This is a genomic window from Thalassospira sp. A3_1, from assembly GCF_017744215.1.
GTDB lineage: Bacteria > Pseudomonadota > Alphaproteobacteria > Rhodospirillales > Thalassospiraceae > Thalassospira > Thalassospira lucentensis_A.
Window position 1 is genome coordinate 180,011 of record NZ_JAGHQQ010000001.1, and the last position, 17,494, is coordinate 197,504.

Here is a 17,494-nt window from a genome sequence, read left to right on the forward strand (position 1 = left end):
GCCTTTTTTGTTTCCGCCACCTGCGGCACAAAGAAAAACCGCCCCGAAAGGGCGGCTGTAATCCTTAATATCCAACGGGATGCTGGTCTATTGCTGCGGCAGGTTCCGCTCGCTTGGCAATTGCAGCATGCGGCCCATCAGATAATCGACATCGTCTGAATCGAATTCGACACCAAGATCACCATACTGGGTCAGAACCCGTTCAATCATCCGGCGTGAATACCGTTCCCGGTCGCGTTCCCCGCCATCCAGGTCGGTTTCACGCGCCACTTCCACCGCCGCCCGGACCCCCGGGAAGAAATGGGCAGGCATTTCGGCCTTGTTATAGATCGCTTCAAGCCCGAACGGGCCGCTGTCGTGGATCAGAATGCGGGTATTGATCAGCGATACCCCGGCACGCCGCGCCAGGGCGGCCTCGAAAAAGGCAACATCCCCCATGCAAAGCGCACGCAGGATCAATCCGCTGGTCAGACGATTGTTGGTATGAAGATGTTCGACCAGCAATTCGACATCGCGTTCTTCCGCGCCATCGCCCAGAAGCCCGATGGTCGCACTTTCCTGCGACTGGGTCATGACCGCGTTGACAATCCCCTCGGGGATATGGCCGCGCGCAATCAGTTCCGATCGCATCCGGTCCGACACCAGCGTCACCAGCCGTTCGGCAATCGTGATCGGCAGATGGTTGCGTTCGATCATCGGTTTCTGGATGCGTTCATTCTCGCCGAACTCGTCGACAACCTTTTGCAATGACCGTTCGCTGATCTGCGCACCGTCATTTGAAATCAGATCGACCATGACGTCTTCGTGGCCGATATCAACAAGAGTCGCCGAAACGATTTCCGACACATGCGGGCGCGATGCGATGGCACGCTGCTTTTCAACGCTGTCGGTATTGTCACCGATGATGTCGACCAGATCGTCATCATTCAGGACTTCGGAAAATTTCAGGATCGGCAGGGCCACGTCATCCACGTCGCGCGCCAAAGTCGCGGCAACATCATGGGGCACCAGCGGGGTCTGTTTCAGGTTCTTGGCCAATGCCTTGCGCACGCGCACCTCGGCATCGCGCACCATCAGGCGAAAGATGTCTTCGGCAAGGACACGTTCGCTGTCGCTCAGGCTTTCGGCAGAAAATTCACGGCTGATCTTGTCGGCCGTTTCGGCACGATTCTTCCCGGAAGGGTCCTGGATCAGGTTGTTAAGATCTTCTTTGGTTATACGCGGCAATGGAGCTCTCCCGGCACGCTAAGCAATCGGCTGCCAACCATTCGTATATCTTTATACACCGTAGGGCCGATTGACTAAACGCAAATTATTCAGTTCCTGCATGTGGTAAATGTCGTGTCGAATTCGGGAAACTCAACAGTAAGCCCATCTTTTTTAACGAAAAGCGAATTTTTGCTCCTGTTTGTGTTTTTCGGTTCACTTGGGAACCAACCAACGACAGAATGCAGTGGGGACCCTATCACTGCAGACCAAGAGAGGCCCGCAATATGAAATTGACCAAAACACTTACCATTGCCGCCACAATGGCCGTGCTCGGCATGGCACCGGCAATGGCCGGTGATGCTGCAAACGGTGAAAAGGTATTCAAGAAATGCGCTGCCTGCCACAGCGTGGAACCCGGCCAGAACAAGGTCGGCCCGTCGCTGGCCGGTTCATTCGGCGCACAATGTGGCCATGTCGCCGATTACAAATACGGCAAGGGCTATCAGGCAGCTTGCGACAAAGGTTTCACCATCGATGAAGCCTTCCTCGTCGACTACCTTCAGGACCCGTCCGAAAAGCTCAGCGAAATCGCGGGCTCCAAGGAACGTTCGAAGATGACCTTCAAGCTGAAAAAAGAAGACGAAATTGCCGATGTCATCGAATATCTGAAAGCGCACTAAGCCCTTTAGATATCCGGTACCGGAATAAAAAACGGCCAGTGCATCCGCATTGGCCGTTTTCATTTGTCGGAACGATATTACGCCGCGGCGCGGCGCCGACCGAGTTCCTCGGTAATCGCGCGGATCTGTTCCTCGACCCGGATATCGATGGTCGATGTCACTTCCAGATCACGATCTTCGTAAACGTCGCGATCAGGATATTTTTCATGCCATTCACGGATCGCCACATCGCGCAGCCGGATCAGCTGTTCGATCTGCGGCCGGTACAAAAAGATGATCCCCGATATCCAGCGGTTGACCGGCCAGGAGGGCTGCGCATGATCAATGATGAAGTTTTCCAGCATATTGACCACGGTTTCACCATCATACCAGACCTCGCCGGTGACCCAGCGGTTAGTGGTAAACAGGCGTTGGGCAAAACCGTATTCATCCATCGATACCGCAACCAGATGCGAAAGCGCGTCATTCGGACCTTCGGGATAGTCAAATCCTTCGATCGGTAACGGTTTGGACCCGGCAGGCATGCCGCGCGGGCGCAGGAACGTATGGAAATGTCCATGCTCGTTCCAGTCTCGCTGCTCGTCCTTGGGGTGGGCATGATAATAGAACTGGGCGTGCGAATTACGGTCATAGACATCCCCTTCGGGATAATGCGACCATTCGTAAAATGTGCCACCCGTCTTGATCAGTTCGCCGACAATATTATCGCCCGTCACCGTCAAAACCCGGTGGCATTCCATAACATCGCGCCCCGCGGCCAACATCCGTTCAAGCCGTCCTGTCGGAAGCGATGTCCAGTCAATTGCAATCTCGGTCATTCCAACACCAGTAACCTTGCGATGAGAACCCTATCCGCAACGGCAGAAATAACCCGTCCCTGACCATGACGGCCAATTAATCCCGTTCAAGAATTAGTGATTCTGTCGCAATGTGCAAGCATGCTTAGCGGCTGGCAGCTATTCGTACATCAACCGGAAACCGATCAGGATATGCTGCATATGTTCCGGTCTGCCATGACGCGCTGCCGGGCGACAGACACCGCAGCCACGGTCATCCCAGGATCCGCCCTTAACAATGCGGTATCCGGCCTGAGAACTGGTGGCGGTCCATTCAAACACCTGCCCTGCCCCGTCATACAATCCATAGGGGCCCGGTTCAAACTGCCCGACCGGCACGGTATCAAACGGGCCGCGATCGGCACTGTTTAACTGCAACGGATCATAGATATTGCCCCACGGATAAAAAATGCCATCCGGGCCACGAACCGCCTTTTCCCAGTAAATCTCTTCGGGCAGCCGCCATTTCATGCCGGTCTTTTCGCTCAGCCATCTGGCATAATCCTGCGCATCGCGCCATGACACCAGAACAACCGGATGGTTTCCCTTGCCCTTTGGCGGCTCGCCGTTTTTCCATGCAAACGGGCGTGTCGCATCGTATCCGTAAATCAGTCCAAGACTTTCCCAATCCTCTTCGCTGATATCCGGCGCATCACGCCCCGTATCGCGGATAAAGGCGGCATACTGGTCATTGGTGACCGCTGTTTTCATGATGAAATAGTCGGGCAGATAGATACGCCATTTATCGACTTCCACATCGTACCAGCGATTGCGACGGCTGACATCATGGCCATAGACCTGTTCGTCGATCTGATAGGCATATTGCCGCTCGACCCCGTCCGACCCCTGAAAGAACCAACCGGCCGGAATTTCCGCCACATCGGGCATGGGTACGTCCGCGGACTGCGCCAATCCCGAAACGGGCAACGATATTGCTGCCAGAACGGCTGCAAAAAGCCCCCCGAACATGTGACTGCATTGTTTTTTCATTGTCTGTTCCGGTCTCCGTGACGGCTGTTCTCACGGTTTATTCAACCGCGCGCCATGCTCCGCTACCTGCATCCCTGATTTCTTAAATGTGGAAAATCTATCGGTTTTTCAATCGTTTTGATACCAAAGCATAAAAAATGAAACATAAATTGCACGCAGCCCGTTCAACCCGAAGCATCTTTTGACCGCTTCTCTCACACGGTTCTCTCACACAACAGTGAAACCATGTGACGTTTCGGGCCAATCGATTTGGCGCATATTGGCCTCCGTCGGACGACAAACATTCAAGCGTCCGGGCAATCGTATCGAAATGAACGCTTAATCAGTGAGGCAATCCATGTCCAAAAAATCCAGCATCTTCTCCCAGACGGCTCTGATCCCCGCGATTGCCGTTGGCGCCGGCCTTGCAATGGCAGCCCCGATGGCACAGGCAGCCCCCCTTCCGACCCCGACCGCAGAAGTCGCGACCTGTACTGCCAATCCATGTGCGGCAAATCCGTGTGCTGCCAACCCATGTGCCGCAAATCCCTGTGCTGCGAAAAAGGTTGTCAATCCTTGCAGCCCGTGTGCTGCCAACCCGTGCGCAGCTTCCAATCCTTGTGCGGCAAATCCGTGTGCAGCAAATCCCTGCGCTGCCAAATAACCGATCCGGTATCTCGACATGCAAATGGGGCAGTGCGATCCGCACTGCCCCTTTTTTTATCTGTCTGACAGGGTTGATCGCAATCAGTCGCGAACAACCATCACCGAACAATCGGCATGACGGACAACGCGCGCGGCGTTCGGTCCCAAAAGGTAATCCTTCAATTCCGGGCGATGCGCCCCGATGACGATCAGATCGCAATTGGTCTTTTTCGCCATTTTCAGGATCACTTCATAAACCGTTCCCTGGCCCACGATATGCTGGACCTTGAGGTCGGACGGAATATGTTCGGACACGAACTGATGCAGCCTTTCGTTATAGGCATCGAGAACCTTTTTCTCGTACCCCTTCGGAAAGAACTGCCCGACCATCGACATCCCGACCGTGGGAACCACGGTCAGGACATGAAGGCGCGCGTTGAATGCCTGGGCTTGCTTGATGGCGACCGGAATGGCTTTTTTCCATGACGAGTCATGATCAAGATCCACTGTAACCAGAATATCCTTATACATGGACTTGGCCCTCCTTAGGCCGCTTCGGCACGACGGCGACGGCGTTGCAACACGATGATCCCGCCCAGCACGATGAATGCCGGGATAAAGAACACCTCTTTGGGCATACGGTCGGCTTCGATCTTGATTGCGGTGATTTCAAAGTCGAAATCAAGTCCCGCTTTCTCGGCCGGGCCACCAAACACCAGATCATCGATAAAGACCTTGCCGTCTTCGGTGCGAACCGCAATGCCCGCATTGTAAAGACGATCTTCACCCGATGCTTCCGGCCCCAATGGCAACATCACCGATTTGGTGACTTCATCGCCTTCCAGGTTAATGCCCTCGACATCCAGAAGAATGCTGGTATTGGCGGGCATATCGGCCGCCTTTTCAACAATCTCGGTTGCGGGCAGGTTTTCATAGGGCGGCTCCAGCAGATCAAGCCAGAAACCCGGACGGAACAGGGTAAAGGCAATCAGCAGAAGTGCCGCACTTTCCCACAGTTTTGACCGGGTGAAGAAATACCCCATCGTCCCTGCGGCAAATACCAGCATTGCAATGGTCGAAACGACAATCACCATCACCACATCAAGCGGATGATCAAGCCCGATCATCAGAAGCTGGGTGTTGAACAGGAACAGGAACGGCAGGGCCGCGGTCCGCATGCTGTAAAAGAATGCGACGAAGCCCGTCTTCATCGGATCGGCCCCTGAAACCGCAGCCGCGGCAAAGGATGCCAGACCGACCGGCGGCGTCACATCGGCCATGATGCCGAAATAGAACACGAACAGATGCACCGCAATCAGCGGCACGATCAGACCGTTCGCAGCCCCAAGTTCGACAATCACGGGCGCCATCAAGCTCGACACGACGATATAGTTCGCCGTCGTCGGCAGCCCCATGCCAAGGATCAGACTGATGATCGCGGTAAAGATCAGGATCAGCATCAGATTGCCGCCCGAAATCAGTTCCACGAATTCAACCATCACCTGACCGATCCCGGTCAGCGACACCGTGCCCACGATGATACCGGCAGCCGCGGTCGCAACGCCGATCCCGATCATGTTGCGTGCACCGGTGGCAAAACCGTCAATCACATCGGCAATGCCTTCCTTCACGCTTGCCATATAATCCGGCTGCTTGCGGAAGAACGCCTTGACCGGACGCTGGGTCAGCATGATGAACAGCATCAGAACAGTCGCCCAGAAGGCCGACAATCCGGGTGATTTCAGTTCAATCATCAGGAACCAGACCAGCACCACGACCGGCAGCAGATAATGCAGACCGGACTTGGCGGTTTCGCCCAGTGCTGGAAGCTCCAGCACCGGTTTATTGGGATCATCCAGTTCAAGATCGGGATATTTCGCCGCATAATAAAGACCGGCAAAATAGATCGCAGCACATTCGACCGCGACAATCCAGCCCACCGCGTTACCGAATATCTGTTTCTGGAAATTGATCGCGTAGTAAATCACACCCGCAAGAATAACCAGCGACAGCACGAACAGAAGCGAACGGATCAGCACTTGCTGCACGGTCGATGTCTGACGTTTCGGCAGGCCCTTCATATTGGCCTTAAGCGCCTCGAGATGGACGATATAGATCAGCGCGATATAGGAAATCGTCGCCGGCAGGAAGGCATGCTTGATGACTTCCGGATAGGGAATGCCGACATATTCCACCATCAAAAAGGCCGCAGCCCCCATGACCGGTGGCATGATCTGACCATTGACCGATGATGCGACTTCCACCGCACCGGCCTTCTCGCCAGAAAAACCGACGCGTTTCATAAGCGGAATGGTAAAGGTCCCGGTCGTCACCACGTTGGCAATCGATGAACCGGAAATAAGCCCGGTCATTGCCGATGCCAGAACGGCTGCCTTTGCCGGGCCGCCGCGCATGTGACCAAGGGCGGCAAACGCCACCTTGATGAAATAGTTGCCTGCCCCGGCTTTATCAAGCAACGAGCCAAACAGCACAAACAGGAACACGAAGCTGGTCGAAACGCCAAGCGCAATCCCGAACACGCCCTCGGTCGTGATCCATTGATGCGACATCGCCTTGGAGAAACTCGCCCCGGCCCACTGCAAAACATCGGGTACCCACGGCGCATTGCCAAAGAAAACATAGGCAAGGAACACCATCGCCACAATCATGAGGGGCGGGCCAAGCGCACGCCGCGTTGCTTCAAGCAACAGCACCAGACCGGCACCGGCCACCACAAGGTCCTGCGTAATCGGCAAGCCCGGACGCGACGACAGCTCGCGATAGAAAATATAGATATAAAGGGCACAGAACGCCCCGGCGGCGGCCAATACCCAGTCAAGAACCGGGATATAGCTTCGCGGCGAATTCTTGAAGGCCGGATAGGCCAGAAACGCCAGGAACACGGCGAATGCCAGATGGATCGACCGTGCTTCGGTCGAGTTGAAAACACCAAAACTGAAAATGTAGGGCAATGGTGATGCCAGCCAAAGCTGGAACAGCGACCATGCCACGGCGACATACAGCAAAATGCGTGCTGTCATGCCGGTAGGCTGACGCGCGCCGGTATCATTTTCCGCGATAAGATCCTGAAGATCCTGGTCCGATGGACCCTGTGTCGCGCTTTTATCGTCGGTCATTGCAAACTCCCGGTCTGAACGCGGTTTCTGTTTCGGGCGGCCCAAACGATAGCCCAGAAACAAAAAACCTCCGTCGACACTTACCCGGTCGCCCACGGAGCATTTCGGCACATCATTGTGTGCCACTTTGACAGAATTTTATGATGCCCTCGGGGGCGCAAGAAAAATGAAACGGGAGGCACGCCGTGCCCCCCGTTTCAGCCCGTCTTACATCAGGCCAGCTTCTTTGTAGTATTTGACAGCGCCGTCATGCAGCGGTGCCGAAAGGCCGTCTTTGACCATTTCTTCTTTGACGAGGTTTTCAAATGCCGGGTGCAGCTTTTTGAAGTCGTCGAAGTTTTCAAAGACTGCTTTGACAACGTTGTAAACGATGTCTGCATCGGTTGCGGTCGAGGACACGAAGGTCGCGCCGACACCGAAGGTCTGAACGTCGTCCGGGTTACCGCGATACATGCCGCCCGGAATGGTGGCCACACGGTAATACGGGTTGTCGGCAACCAGTTTCTCGATTTCCGGACCGGCAACTTCAACCAGAACCGAATCACAGGCAGTGGTGGCTTCCTGGATCGAACCGGACGGGTGACCGACGGTATAGATCATCGCGTCGATCTTGTTATCGCAAAGTGCCTGGGACTGTTCGGCCGGCTTCAGTTCGGATGCCAGTGCGAAATCGTCAAGGGTCCAGCCCTTGGCATTCATCACGATGTCCATGGTGTCGCGCTGACCCGAACCCGGGTTACCGATATTGACACGTTTGCCTTTGAGGTCATCAAAGGTTTTGATGCCGGCATCTGCACGGGCAACAACGGTGAACGGCTCCGGATGGATCGAGAAGACGGCACGAAGGTCTTCGAACGGGCCGACTTCCTTGAATGCTTTTTCACCATGAAGGGCATAGTACTGGATATCAGACTGGGCAACGCCCAGATCCAGCTCGCCCGAACGGATGGTGTTGATGTTGTAGGACGAACCACCGGTAGACTCGACCGAGCAGCGAATGCCGTGCTCTTTACGGTCTTTGTTGACCAGACGGCAGATCGCGCCACCGGTCGGATAGTAAACGCCCGTCACGCCACCGGTACCGATGGTGATAAAACGGTTTTCCTGTGCCGATGCCTGTCCGGCGAACAGCGACGCACCAGCCAAGGTGGCAATGGCACCCGCTACAGCGATAAGTTTCTTCATCAGGATTAGCTCCCTTTACACCCTGTTATAGAGTTTTCAACCGTACCGTTAAGATACAGCAGAAAAACATGGAAACATCAGATAAATCAGATGTTTCGGCGATGGGATTATAATGACGAGCCCCAAGAATTGAAACCCTATAACCCCGAAACCCCCTGATACTTTTACAAAAGTAACCAGTCTGTTTTCATTGGCGTGCCGCAGGTTACCACTGCGGTTGCATGATCTTTCGCGCCTGATCGCCGGTCGCAACACTACGACCCATGAGATGCGCACCTTCGCGCGCCTGAACGATCAAAGCAGCATTATCGACCGCACGGGAACGGTCAACCAAAAGATGATTATTTTCGAACCCAATACGCGCATGCCCACCCAATCCGGCAGCCGTCAGCGCACAGGCATTTTCATGCGCCCCGAACGCGCACAACATCCATTCCGACACAAAGGGCGACACCCCAAGATACGGCAAGAGGTCTTTGGGATCGGACACCTGTCCGGTGGTGTAACGGCCCAGAACATAAAGAACCGGCAGCTTTTCACCGGGAATGACGCCATCATGGACAAGCTGGTTGAACCGGGTCACGTCCTCTGGTGCATACAGGATGAATTGCGGCAGGATATTTGCCTCGCGCATGAAGGCAAAGAAATCGCGCAGTTCGTTCAGTTCGGCATTTTCCGGCGCAATTTCGCGAACCGCGATTGAAACGGCCTCGGGCACAAGCCCGCGAATCATCGCCATCTGGTCCTGCGCGCTATACATGCCGACCGCCTCGCTCGTGACCTGAAGCAGCATGTCATCCCCGACACTGGCCCTGACCTCGGTCAGCATTTCACGATAACGCCCCACATCAATGCTGTGCTTCTGATCGTCATCGCGCACATGCAGATGCATCATTGCCGCCCCGGCGGCCTTGCAGTTGGCGGCTTCCTTGGCCAGTTCGGCCGGGGTTATCGGAATATTGGGCAGATCGGCCTTGGTCTTGCGGGCACCATTGGGGGCCGATGCAATCAGAAACGGGGTATCGCCATACGACATTACGAAAGTCCCTCGGCGGCAAAGACATCATTTATCGCCAATTCAAACAGATCGACAATCTTCGCAACATCATCCTCGGTCACGATAAAGGGCGGTGCAAACAGCACATGGTCGCCCCGCACGCCATCAATCGTGCCGCCCATCGGATATGCCATCAATCCGCGGGCAAAGGCCGCCTTCTTGATTTTGGCGTTGATCTTGCGCGACGGATCAAACGGGTCCTTGGTTTCGCGATCCGCGACAAGTTCAACACCGCGGAACAGTCCCCGACCCCGAATGTCGCCGACAAACGGGTGCTGCCCGAACCGTTCGCGCAGCCCATCGGCCAGCAATTCGCCCTGCTTGACGACATTGGCCAGAAGGTCGCGTTCGCGAATGGTCCGCTGGGTTGCAAGTGCCGCCGCACAGGCGGTTGCATGCCCCTGATAGGTATGGCCGTGCTGGAAGAAACCCGATCCATTGGCAATCGCATCATCAATCTTCTTGGACACCAGAATGGCACCAATCGGTTGATATCCCGCACCAAGTCCCTTGGCGATGGTCTGCAAATCGCCGGCAACACCTTCCTGTTCAATCGCATGCAGGGTGCCGGTTCGCCCCATGCCGCACATGACCTCGTCCAGGATCAGCAATACACCATACTGATCGCAAATCTCGCGGATGCGTTTGAAGTATCCCGGCACTGGTGCAACCGCACCCGATGTCGCGCCGACAACCGGTTCGGCGACAAAGGCGGCAACGCTATCTGCCCCCAGTTCAAGGATCGCGGTTTCAAGTTCGTTGGCAACCCGTAAACCATATGCCTCGTCACTTTCGCCCGGCAACTGGTCGCGATACTGATAACAGGGTGCGATATGGCTTGCGGTGATCAGCAGTGGCTCGAACTGTTTGCGACGCCACATATTGCCGCCAACCGAAAGCGCGCCCAGCGTATTACCGTGATAGGACTGGCGACGCGCAATCACGTATTTCCGGTCCGGCTGCCCGATTTCCAGAAAATACTGCCGCGCCATTTTAAGGGCGGCCTCGGTTGCCTCGGACCCGCCCGAAACGAAATATGCCTTGGCAATGCCTTCGGGGGCATGAGTGACAAGGTCTTCAGCCAGTTCTTCCATCGCATCGGACGAGAAAAAGCCCGAATGCGCATAGGCGATCTGATCAATCTGGGCATGCATGGCGGCACGCACCGCCGGATCGGAATGGCCAAGGCACGAAACCGCAGCCCCCCCGCAGGCATCAAGATAACTTTTGCCGTTCTGATCAAAGATATAAATGCCTTCGCCCCGCACCGCGCGCGGCGGGGTCGCGACACTGCTGCGATGGAGGACATAGGTTTCGGGCTTGCTGTGGGGCTGTGTCATGATCTGGAATTCCGTGTGGGGTCGGCTTCGTCATAATAGGTGTCAAAAGCCGCAAGTTGTTCTTCTGCCGCGGCAATCCGTTGCAGTGCCTTTTGCCCGCCGCGCGCGACCAGAAGCGCCACAAGCGCCTGCATGACCGAAACACTGGCGGTAAAACTTTGAAAGAAGGACGGCGATCTGTCGGACACGACCAGCTTGGTCACCGCATCCATTGCAATCGGCGCCACATCTGAATCGCAGACCGCAATCACCGGGCAATGCTGATTGCGCGCAAACTCGACCGCGCGCACCGTATCGCGGATATAGGGCCGTGCCCCCACCGCAATCAGGATGTCGCGCCGGCCAATGCCCCGCAACTGATCGCCAAATGCGCCCGAACGCCCATCCACCAGAACGACATTGTCGTTAAACAGACGATAGGCATAGGCAAACTGATAGGCCGCCGGATACGCCGCCCCGCGTCCGACAACAAAAACCTGACGGGCGCGCGCGATATGTTCGCAGGCGTCCTTCATGCGTTCACACATTTCCGGGCCGAATGCCTGACCGATATTGGCAATCTCGGCCTGCGCGATGTCTTCAAGCAGATGCGTATCACGATGGATATCGGCTTCGCTGTTTTGCAGCGCGCGGGCCCGGTGCGCGTAACTTGCCGGCAGGTCAAGCAACCGGTTCTGGTAACTGTCACGGAACTGCTGCCAGGTATCGACCCCGATGGCCGCCATCAGGCGCGTGACCGTGCTGGGCGGGACATTGGCCGCCCGCGCAAGCGCGCGCATCGATCGCAGGGCAACATCATTGGGATGATCAAGGATATGGCGCGCCGCCTTCTGCATCTGCGGGCTCAGCATTGCATAGTCCGAAATCAGCTTTTCGCGCAAATCGGTGTAAACACCCATTTTCCTGCGTTCCTGTGGTCAATTGATCGAAAAACTACGCCACAGCAGCGCGGATTTTACAACAAATGTTTCATATTGATATTTTCATGAAACATTTGTTTCGAGAACTGTTTCATCGATAAAACGGTATTGCGTGCCGGGAATGGTAAAAAACATGGACTTATAAGAAAAAAATGTAACAATACCGGCTTCGCGGATGAAACGTTCCCGTTTCATATAAAGATACAAAACTATACCCGCGATACGGGACTGGGCACCGAATCGATAAGGTGGCCAATGAATAATCAGCTGATCGATGCACTGGCGCAGACAACTGCGGGCATCGCCCTTTTTGACAGTAATGAACGAATTATCTATGCGAACCCCGCATGGGAACAGCTGATTACCGGCGTCGCCGAAGAAGACCTGCTGTTTTCCGAGACCGAGCTTGCCGATGGCGGAATGATTTCCGTCTGCTTTGTCAAACCGCAGGCAAAGCTCACCCACCCGATTGAGCTGCCAGCATCGGCCAATGATTCCAAAATCGGTACCGTCATCATCGCCGATGACAGCGAAAGCAACCGGATGGTCGCACGACGCATCCTGCAGGCCGAAGGATATGGTATTGTCGAGGCCACCAACGGCCAGACGGTTCTGAACATGCTGCGCCGTGGGGTTACTGCTGATCTGATCCTGATGGATGTCGAAATGCCCGATATGGATGGCCTGCATACAACGCGCCGCATCCGTCACATGCAGGGCCCGGTCGCCCAGACCCCGATCATCGCCCTTTCCGCCCACCAGTCGCGCGACTGGAACGTGATTGCGCGTCAGTCCGGCGTGGACGAATTCATCAACAAGCCGATCCAGCGGACCAAGCTTCTTGATACAATTCGCGACCTCATCAGCCGATCCCCGGACGGTGCGACGCCAACCGCGCGACTGTCACCGCCGCCCGTGCTGCGTTCCAAAGGCGCGCGCCTCAGCCGCCCGGAACGGCTTGACCCGCCTGCAAGCCCGGTTCTTGATATCCGCACGCTGGAACAGCTTTATGCCGATGCCGGGGACGAAGGGGCGTCTTGCGGCATTGATCTTTTCATCAATGAAACCCAGACCCGTCTGGTCAAGATCGATAACGCCCTTTCAAGCGACGATCTCGCAACCGTGCGCGACGAGGTCCATGTGCTTAAAAGCACGTCGGGCACCTTTGGCCTGCGCCAGCTTTCCGACCTTTGCGAAACGACGCAGAATTTCTTTGAAGAAAACGATATCGACGAAGGCCGCATTCTCGCCCTGTCACGCCAGGTCGTGCAACTCGCACCGACGGCCCTGACAGCACTTAACCTTTATCGCCGTTCACGCGGCTGGGGCAGTCCGCAAAGAACCCAATAACCTGCCTTCACGACGACACTCGCCACCCCGGCCACACCTCTTACAGAGGCCGAGGTTAAGCTTAAGGCAGAGGCAGCATTAAGGACTGAGCCCCAAGCCGAAGCCCAAGCCCAAATCAAATGCACGATTTTCATATCGCTGCCTCGGGCAACGTTTCTGCTTGAACAGCCGCCTTTATCGATCCATCCACGCTGCCTTTTGCATACTTGATCTCTGCCCTGCGATCCGTTGCAAGATGCGTCTGCCAAATCCGCCAGACGAGTAACGCCCAAAGGCCAAGCGCCATATCCTGCGCGCCATGCCGTGTTGCCCTGCGCCAGTAATCCTGCCGCGTGCGATCCATTATTGGCAGATCGGCAAACAGCATCTCGATAATCCGGGCCTCGCGCCCCCACAAAAGGCCACCAAGTTTTGCCAGCCAGTCCGATACTGGCGGATTGAACCCGACTTTAGCTGCGCTCAGGTAACCATCCGGCATCATCGGCGCAATGGCCGCACGCAACAGCGACTTCGCCCCGCCACGCAGATGCTCCCGTGGCGAAACACGCCCGGCAATTGCCATCACCTCATGACCAAGCAACGGCACCCGGTATTCCAGCCCGTACGCCATGCCGCATCTATCCGACATGGCAAGCTGATTGCCCGGCAATGTCACCCGGCGGTCAAACGCCATCATCCGGTCGCACAAATCGCCGGGCAAATCCGCGGGCACCGATAACCGCGCACCAAGTTCGACCAACGCGCAACGATCATTCCAGTGATCAAACGCGCCTGCCGAACGCCCCTGCCCACCCCGAACAAATCTGGTCATTCCGCGTGGCAAGACATCGGCAATACGTCCGGCGATCAGACTGCGGATAACGTCCGGTACATGATGCCAGTATCGTAACATCCCCGCCGCCCGATAGCGCGGATAACCGCCAAACAGCTCATCCCCTCCATCCCCGGCCAGGCAGATCGGCACATGCCTTGACACCTCCGAACCAAGCGCCTGCGCCAAAACAACCGATGGATTGCCAAAAGGCGACCCAAACCCCCTAAGACCATCATTCAAATGCGCCAGAATTTCCTCTGGTCTGTCAGGTGCCGCAACAATGTGCAACTCCATGCCCAGATGCTTTGCCAACTGCCCCGCCCGTGGTGTTTCATCCATCTCGGCATTGTCAAATTGCATGACAAATCCCGGCGGCGGCTTTTGCCCGCGTTCACGCGCGACATCACAGGCCATCGCGGCAATCGCACCACTATCCATTCCACCGGACAAAAGCATGCCAACATTACGGTCCGCATCCATCGCATCCGCCACCGACTGGCGAATGGCCCGGCGCAGATCGGCAACTGCGTCTTCGCCGTCAGATCGGTGGCAAGTGGCTGGCCGGATCATCCGGCTATCAATCTTGCCATCCTGCCAGCAGATCAGTTCCCCCGGCCTTAACTGCCGGATATCGGCAAAGCCGGTCGCCGGTGCAGGCACAAACAGATGGGCAAGATAATGCGGAAAAACATTCTGGTCCGGCATGGCCGGTACGATGCAACGCAGGGCTGCGACCTCGGACGCAAACGCCACGTTCCCGCTGCCATATTCGGAAAAATAAAGCGGCTTTATCCCGACCGGATCACGCCCAAGCCAAAGCTGGCGCAATGCGCAATCCCAAAGCGCAAAGGCATACTGCCCGGAAAGATCGGCAAGTGCTTTGGCAGCATCAGCATCATCACGTAGGGCATTGCCAAGAACCGCCAGAACCAGCGCGGCATCACTGTCGCATTCAACCTGCTGTCCTTGGTCACGCAGTCCAGAAATCAGCCGCCGATGCCCCGCGACATAACCATTAAACGCCAACACAAACCGGCCATCGGACGAAATCAGGGGCTGGTTTGCCGCCATCCCCGGATCGGTTGTGATCAGCCGACGCACGCCAAGCGTTACAGCACCCGCCCGATCAGACCAGCACCCTTCATCATCAGGTCCTCGATGGGAAAGCGCATGCAGCGCTGCCAGAACGCGCTGACGCTCAGCACTCCCCGTCGCCCCCGCCAATCCGCACATAAGGCTCCCCCCCTTATGAAGATCTAGCTTCCCTGTTTGCCAAACCACGCGCCGGTGCTGCGCAATCCTTCATGCGCATCCACAGGCGGCTGCCAGTCCAGCGTTCGGCGAATGGCGCGACTGTCGATTTGCAACGAGCCCGTCAAACGCGAAACCTGCGCGCTTTTGCCGGTGATACGCCCCAGCAGGGCCAGAACCCCTTCGGGTACCGGCAGCAAAACCGGTTTTTTTCCCATTCCCTCTGCCAGCAGGCGGATCATCTGGCCAATCGAATGATCAACCCCGTCCGAAACAAGGAAGGTCTGATTTGCCGCCCCGGCATGTGCCACCGCCGTCACACAGGCATCCGCCAGATTATCGACATGCACAAGGGAACGGTGATTGTCGATCGCGCCCAAGGGCAACGGCATTCCCCGACGGACCAGCTTCGTCAGTGCCGCAAAATTCGCCCCGACATTTGGCCCATACACCAAAGGCGGCCGCAAAATGGTGACTTCCAGACCGGTTTGCGCAGCAATGTCGCGCAGCATCTGTTCCGCCTCGGCCTTGGACTGCCCATACGGGTCTTCCGGTGCCGCCGGACTGCTTTCATCAAAGGCCCGGTTTGTCGTCGCCTCGCCGTTCACCTTGATCGAACTCATGAAAATCAGCCGCTTAACACCCTGTCCATGTGCCGCCCGTGCAAGGCCCGCCGTCCCGTCAACATTGACCGCGCGAAATGCCGCCAGCGGATCATCGGACTGGTCATTCATGACATGCACGCGCGCGGCCAGATGAATAACCGCCTGCACATCTTTCAGATGATCTTTCCAATCGGTTGTCGCATTGATATCGCCAACAACCCGGCTATCGATTGCCACACCATCGACAGGCCGCGCCAAGGCATCCGCGCGGCGCAACAATGCGCGTACCCTGTATCCCTTCGCCAACAGCGCCTTGCAAACCGCCTGCCCGACAAAGCCATTGGCACCCGTCACGGCAACCCGTACCGGTTCACTCATTCTCCATATCCCCTGTTTCGGATGATCCTGCACCGTCTGACGAATTCAGCCGCCCCTGCAAATCCGCCAGCACATATAACCGCAGGGCACTTGAAAGGTTGCCGTCGCGGCCTTCGTCAACCTCGGCCACCAGTTCGGCAATGGCCATGTCGCGCCGTGTGGCGATGCCCTGAAGTTCGGACCAGAACGCATCTTCAAGCGAGAAACTCGTCCGGTGTCCGGCAATTGTCACAGATCTTTTGCGAACGTCGCTGCTCATCGGCCTGTATATCTTCCCAATCCTCGGCAACTCGATCATCATGCCGGTGGCGTCACCCGATCATGATAAGGCATCCCTATGAAATTCATACATCTTTCAGATACGCATCTGCTGGCCCATGATGATCTTTCGCGTCCGCCGCATTCTGGTGAAACGCTGCGTGCCGTCATTGCCGAAATCAACGAATATCATGCCGATGCCGCGATCTGCGTGATTACCGGCGACATCACCCATCATGGCCGCCCCGAACAATATGACCATGCGGTCGAACTGTTCGCGACCCTTGCCATGCCGTTTATCATGATCCCGGGCAACCACGATATCCGCGAACCGATGCTGGCCGCCTTCCCCGATGTGCCGCGCGATGAAAACGGCTTTATCAATCACGCGCACAGCTTTGGCGGGTTGCGGTTTGTGATGCTTGATACCATCGTGCCCGATGCCCATCACGGTACATTGTGCGACGCCCGGCTCGACTGGCTGAAACGCGAACTTGCCAGCCATCGCGATCTGCCGACCTTTCTGTTCATGCATCACCCGCCGCTTGATATGGGCCTGCCGTTCCTTGATTCGATCCGGATGGATGCGGACGCCGAACTGGCCGCCATCCTCAAGGACAATCCGCAGATCAGACATATCTTCCTTGGCCACCTCCACCGTCCCGGCAACGGCATCTGGCAGGGTATTCCGTTCAATGTCGGTGGCAGCAGCCAGAAGGGCGAACCTCTCGACATGCGTCATGAAAAGGAAGAAGAACTGGTTGAACGCGCCCCGTTAAAGCCGATGTTCGGTATCGTGCTGACCGATCCGTCGGGCAATGTGCGCTATCACTATGAAACGGTGCCGTTCGATTAAGGTC

At 56.3% G+C, this 17,494-nt stretch carries 15 protein-coding genes; 3 read left to right on the forward strand and 12 right to left on the reverse strand.

Annotated features, from left to right (window positions below):
• Window positions 1–87 precede the first annotated feature (87 nt).
• The gene (locus J7395_RS00870) at window positions 88–1,227 is read right to left on the reverse strand and encodes a DUF2336 domain-containing protein (protein WP_062953291.1); all 1,140 of its coding nucleotides are present in this window, start codon (window positions 1,225–1,227) and stop codon (window positions 88–90) included.
• Between the two features lie 266 nt (window positions 1,228–1,493).
• Here J7395_RS00870 and J7395_RS00875 point away from each other — a divergent pair, with 266 nt between their 5' ends.
• The gene (locus J7395_RS00875) at window positions 1,494–1,889 is read left to right on the forward strand and encodes a c-type cytochrome (RefSeq protein WP_062953290.1); all 396 of its coding nucleotides are present in this window, start codon (window positions 1,494–1,496) and stop codon (window positions 1,887–1,889) included.
• A 77-nt stretch (window positions 1,890–1,966) separates the two neighbouring features.
• Here J7395_RS00875 and J7395_RS00880 read toward each other — a convergent pair whose 3' ends face one another.
• From J7395_RS00880 to J7395_RS00915, 8 genes are all read right to left on the reverse strand, one after another.
• Window positions 1,967–2,707, reverse strand: a complete 741-nt coding sequence (locus J7395_RS00880; protein ID WP_062953289.1) for a hypothetical protein — start codon at window positions 2,705–2,707, stop codon at window positions 1,967–1,969.
• Between the two features lie 138 nt (window positions 2,708–2,845).
• Entirely contained in the window at window positions 2,846–3,715 is an 870-nt protein-coding gene (locus J7395_RS00885; protein ID WP_209220237.1) for an SUMF1/EgtB/PvdO family nonheme iron enzyme, read from the reverse strand.
• 726 nt (window positions 3,716–4,441) lie between these two features.
• Complete coding sequence (locus J7395_RS00890) at window positions 4,442–4,870, reverse strand: universal stress protein (protein WP_062953286.1); 429 nt, start codon at window positions 4,868–4,870, stop codon at window positions 4,442–4,444.
• Window positions 4,871–4,884: 14 nt separating this feature from the next.
• Window positions 4,885–7,476, reverse strand: coding sequence for a TRAP transporter permease (locus J7395_RS00895; RefSeq protein ID WP_209220238.1), 2,592 nt, complete (start codon window positions 7,474–7,476; stop codon window positions 4,885–4,887).
• A gap of 207 nt (window positions 7,477–7,683) precedes the next feature.
• Window positions 7,684–8,661 carry a TAXI family TRAP transporter solute-binding subunit gene (locus tag J7395_RS00900; RefSeq protein ID WP_062953284.1) on the reverse strand — a complete coding sequence of 326 codons (978 nt, stop codon included), beginning with the start codon at window positions 8,659–8,661 and terminating at the stop codon, window positions 7,684–7,686.
• Between the two features lie 205 nt (window positions 8,662–8,866).
• Window positions 8,867–9,697 (reverse strand): 3-keto-5-aminohexanoate cleavage protein, encoded by an 831-nt coding sequence (locus tag J7395_RS00905; RefSeq protein ID WP_209220239.1) that lies wholly within the window; start codon window positions 9,695–9,697, stop codon window positions 8,867–8,869.
• On the reverse strand, window positions 9,697–11,058 hold the full coding sequence (locus tag J7395_RS00910) for an aspartate aminotransferase family protein (RefSeq protein WP_209220240.1): 1,362 nt from the start codon (window positions 11,056–11,058) through the stop codon (window positions 9,697–9,699). Before J7395_RS00910 ends, J7395_RS00905 begins: the two co-directional genes overlap by 1 nt.
• On the reverse strand, window positions 11,055–11,957 hold the full coding sequence (locus J7395_RS00915; RefSeq protein ID WP_209220241.1) for a MurR/RpiR family transcriptional regulator: 903 nt from the start codon (window positions 11,955–11,957) through the stop codon (window positions 11,055–11,057). Before J7395_RS00915 ends, J7395_RS00910 begins: the two co-directional genes overlap by 4 nt.
• Before the next feature lie 276 nt (window positions 11,958–12,233).
• Between J7395_RS00915 and J7395_RS00920 the strand changes: the two genes are divergently transcribed.
• Window positions 12,234–13,328, forward strand: a complete 1,095-nt coding sequence (locus tag J7395_RS00920; RefSeq protein WP_209220242.1) for a response regulator — start codon at window positions 12,234–12,236, stop codon at window positions 13,326–13,328.
• A 130-nt stretch (window positions 13,329–13,458) separates the two neighbouring features.
• Here J7395_RS00920 and asnB read toward each other — a convergent pair whose 3' ends face one another.
• The 3 genes from asnB to J7395_RS00935 are packed head-to-tail and all read right to left on the reverse strand — an operon-like array spanning window position 13,459 to window position 16,635.
• Window positions 13,459–15,375: an asparagine synthase (glutamine-hydrolyzing) gene (gene asnB, locus J7395_RS00925; RefSeq protein WP_209220243.1), complete on the reverse strand. Its 1,917-nt coding sequence runs from the start codon at window positions 15,373–15,375 to the stop codon at window positions 13,459–13,461.
• A 23-nt stretch (window positions 15,376–15,398) separates the two neighbouring features.
• A complete protein-coding gene (locus tag J7395_RS00930; RefSeq protein ID WP_209220244.1) occupies window positions 15,399–16,376 on the reverse strand; it encodes an SDR family oxidoreductase in 978 nt (325 codons plus the stop codon).
• Complete coding sequence (locus J7395_RS00935) at window positions 16,369–16,635, reverse strand: ribbon-helix-helix domain-containing protein (RefSeq protein ID WP_062958434.1); 267 nt, start codon at window positions 16,633–16,635, stop codon at window positions 16,369–16,371. Before J7395_RS00935 ends, J7395_RS00930 begins: the two co-directional genes overlap by 8 nt.
• A gap of 78 nt (window positions 16,636–16,713) precedes the next feature.
• Here J7395_RS00935 and J7395_RS00940 point away from each other — a divergent pair, with 78 nt between their 5' ends.
• Entirely contained in the window at window positions 16,714–17,490 is a 777-nt protein-coding gene (locus J7395_RS00940; RefSeq protein WP_209220245.1) for a phosphodiesterase, read from the forward strand.
• Window positions 17,491–17,494: the final 4 nt, after the last annotated feature.

Bases quoted from the DNA above. Each gene is read 5' to 3' on its own strand.
- J7395_RS00885 (WP_209220237.1), bottom strand. From the start codon at position 3,715: ATGAAAAAACAATGCAGTCACATGTTCGGGGGGCTTTTTGCAGCCGTT.
- J7395_RS00905 (WP_209220239.1), bottom strand. From the start codon at position 9,697: ATGTCGTATGGCGATACCCCGTTTCTGATTGCATCGGCCCCCAATGGT.
- J7395_RS00920 (WP_209220242.1), top strand. From the start codon at position 12,234: ATGAATAATCAGCTGATCGATGCACTGGCGCAGACAACTGCGGGCATC.
- J7395_RS00890 (WP_062953286.1), bottom strand. From the start codon at position 4,870: ATGTATAAGGATATTCTGGTTACAGTGGATCTTGATCATGACTCGTCA.
- J7395_RS00875 (WP_062953290.1), top strand. From the start codon at position 1,494: ATGAAATTGACCAAAACACTTACCATTGCCGCCACAATGGCCGTGCTC.
- J7395_RS00935 (WP_062958434.1), bottom strand. From the start codon at position 16,635: ATGAGCAGCGACGTTCGCAAAAGATCTGTGACAATTGCCGGACACCGG.
- J7395_RS00910 (WP_209220240.1), bottom strand. From the start codon at position 11,058: ATGACACAGCCCCACAGCAAGCCCGAAACCTATGTCCTCCATCGCAGC.
- J7395_RS00940 (WP_209220245.1), top strand. From the start codon at position 16,714: ATGAAATTCATACATCTTTCAGATACGCATCTGCTGGCCCATGATGAT.
- J7395_RS00880 (WP_062953289.1), bottom strand. From the start codon at position 2,707: ATGACCGAGATTGCAATTGACTGGACATCGCTTCCGACAGGACGGCTT.
- J7395_RS00915 (WP_209220241.1), bottom strand. From the start codon at position 11,957: ATGGGTGTTTACACCGATTTGCGCGAAAAGCTGATTTCGGACTATGCA.
- asnB (WP_209220243.1), bottom strand. From the start codon at position 15,375: ATGTGCGGATTGGCGGGGGCGACGGGGAGTGCTGAGCGTCAGCGCGTT.
- J7395_RS00895 (WP_209220238.1), bottom strand. From the start codon at position 7,476: ATGACCGACGATAAAAGCGCGACACAGGGTCCATCGGACCAGGATCTT.
- J7395_RS00900 (WP_062953284.1), bottom strand. From the start codon at position 8,661: ATGAAGAAACTTATCGCTGTAGCGGGTGCCATTGCCACCTTGGCTGGT.
- J7395_RS00930 (WP_209220244.1), bottom strand. From the start codon at position 16,376: ATGAGTGAACCGGTACGGGTTGCCGTGACGGGTGCCAATGGCTTTGTC.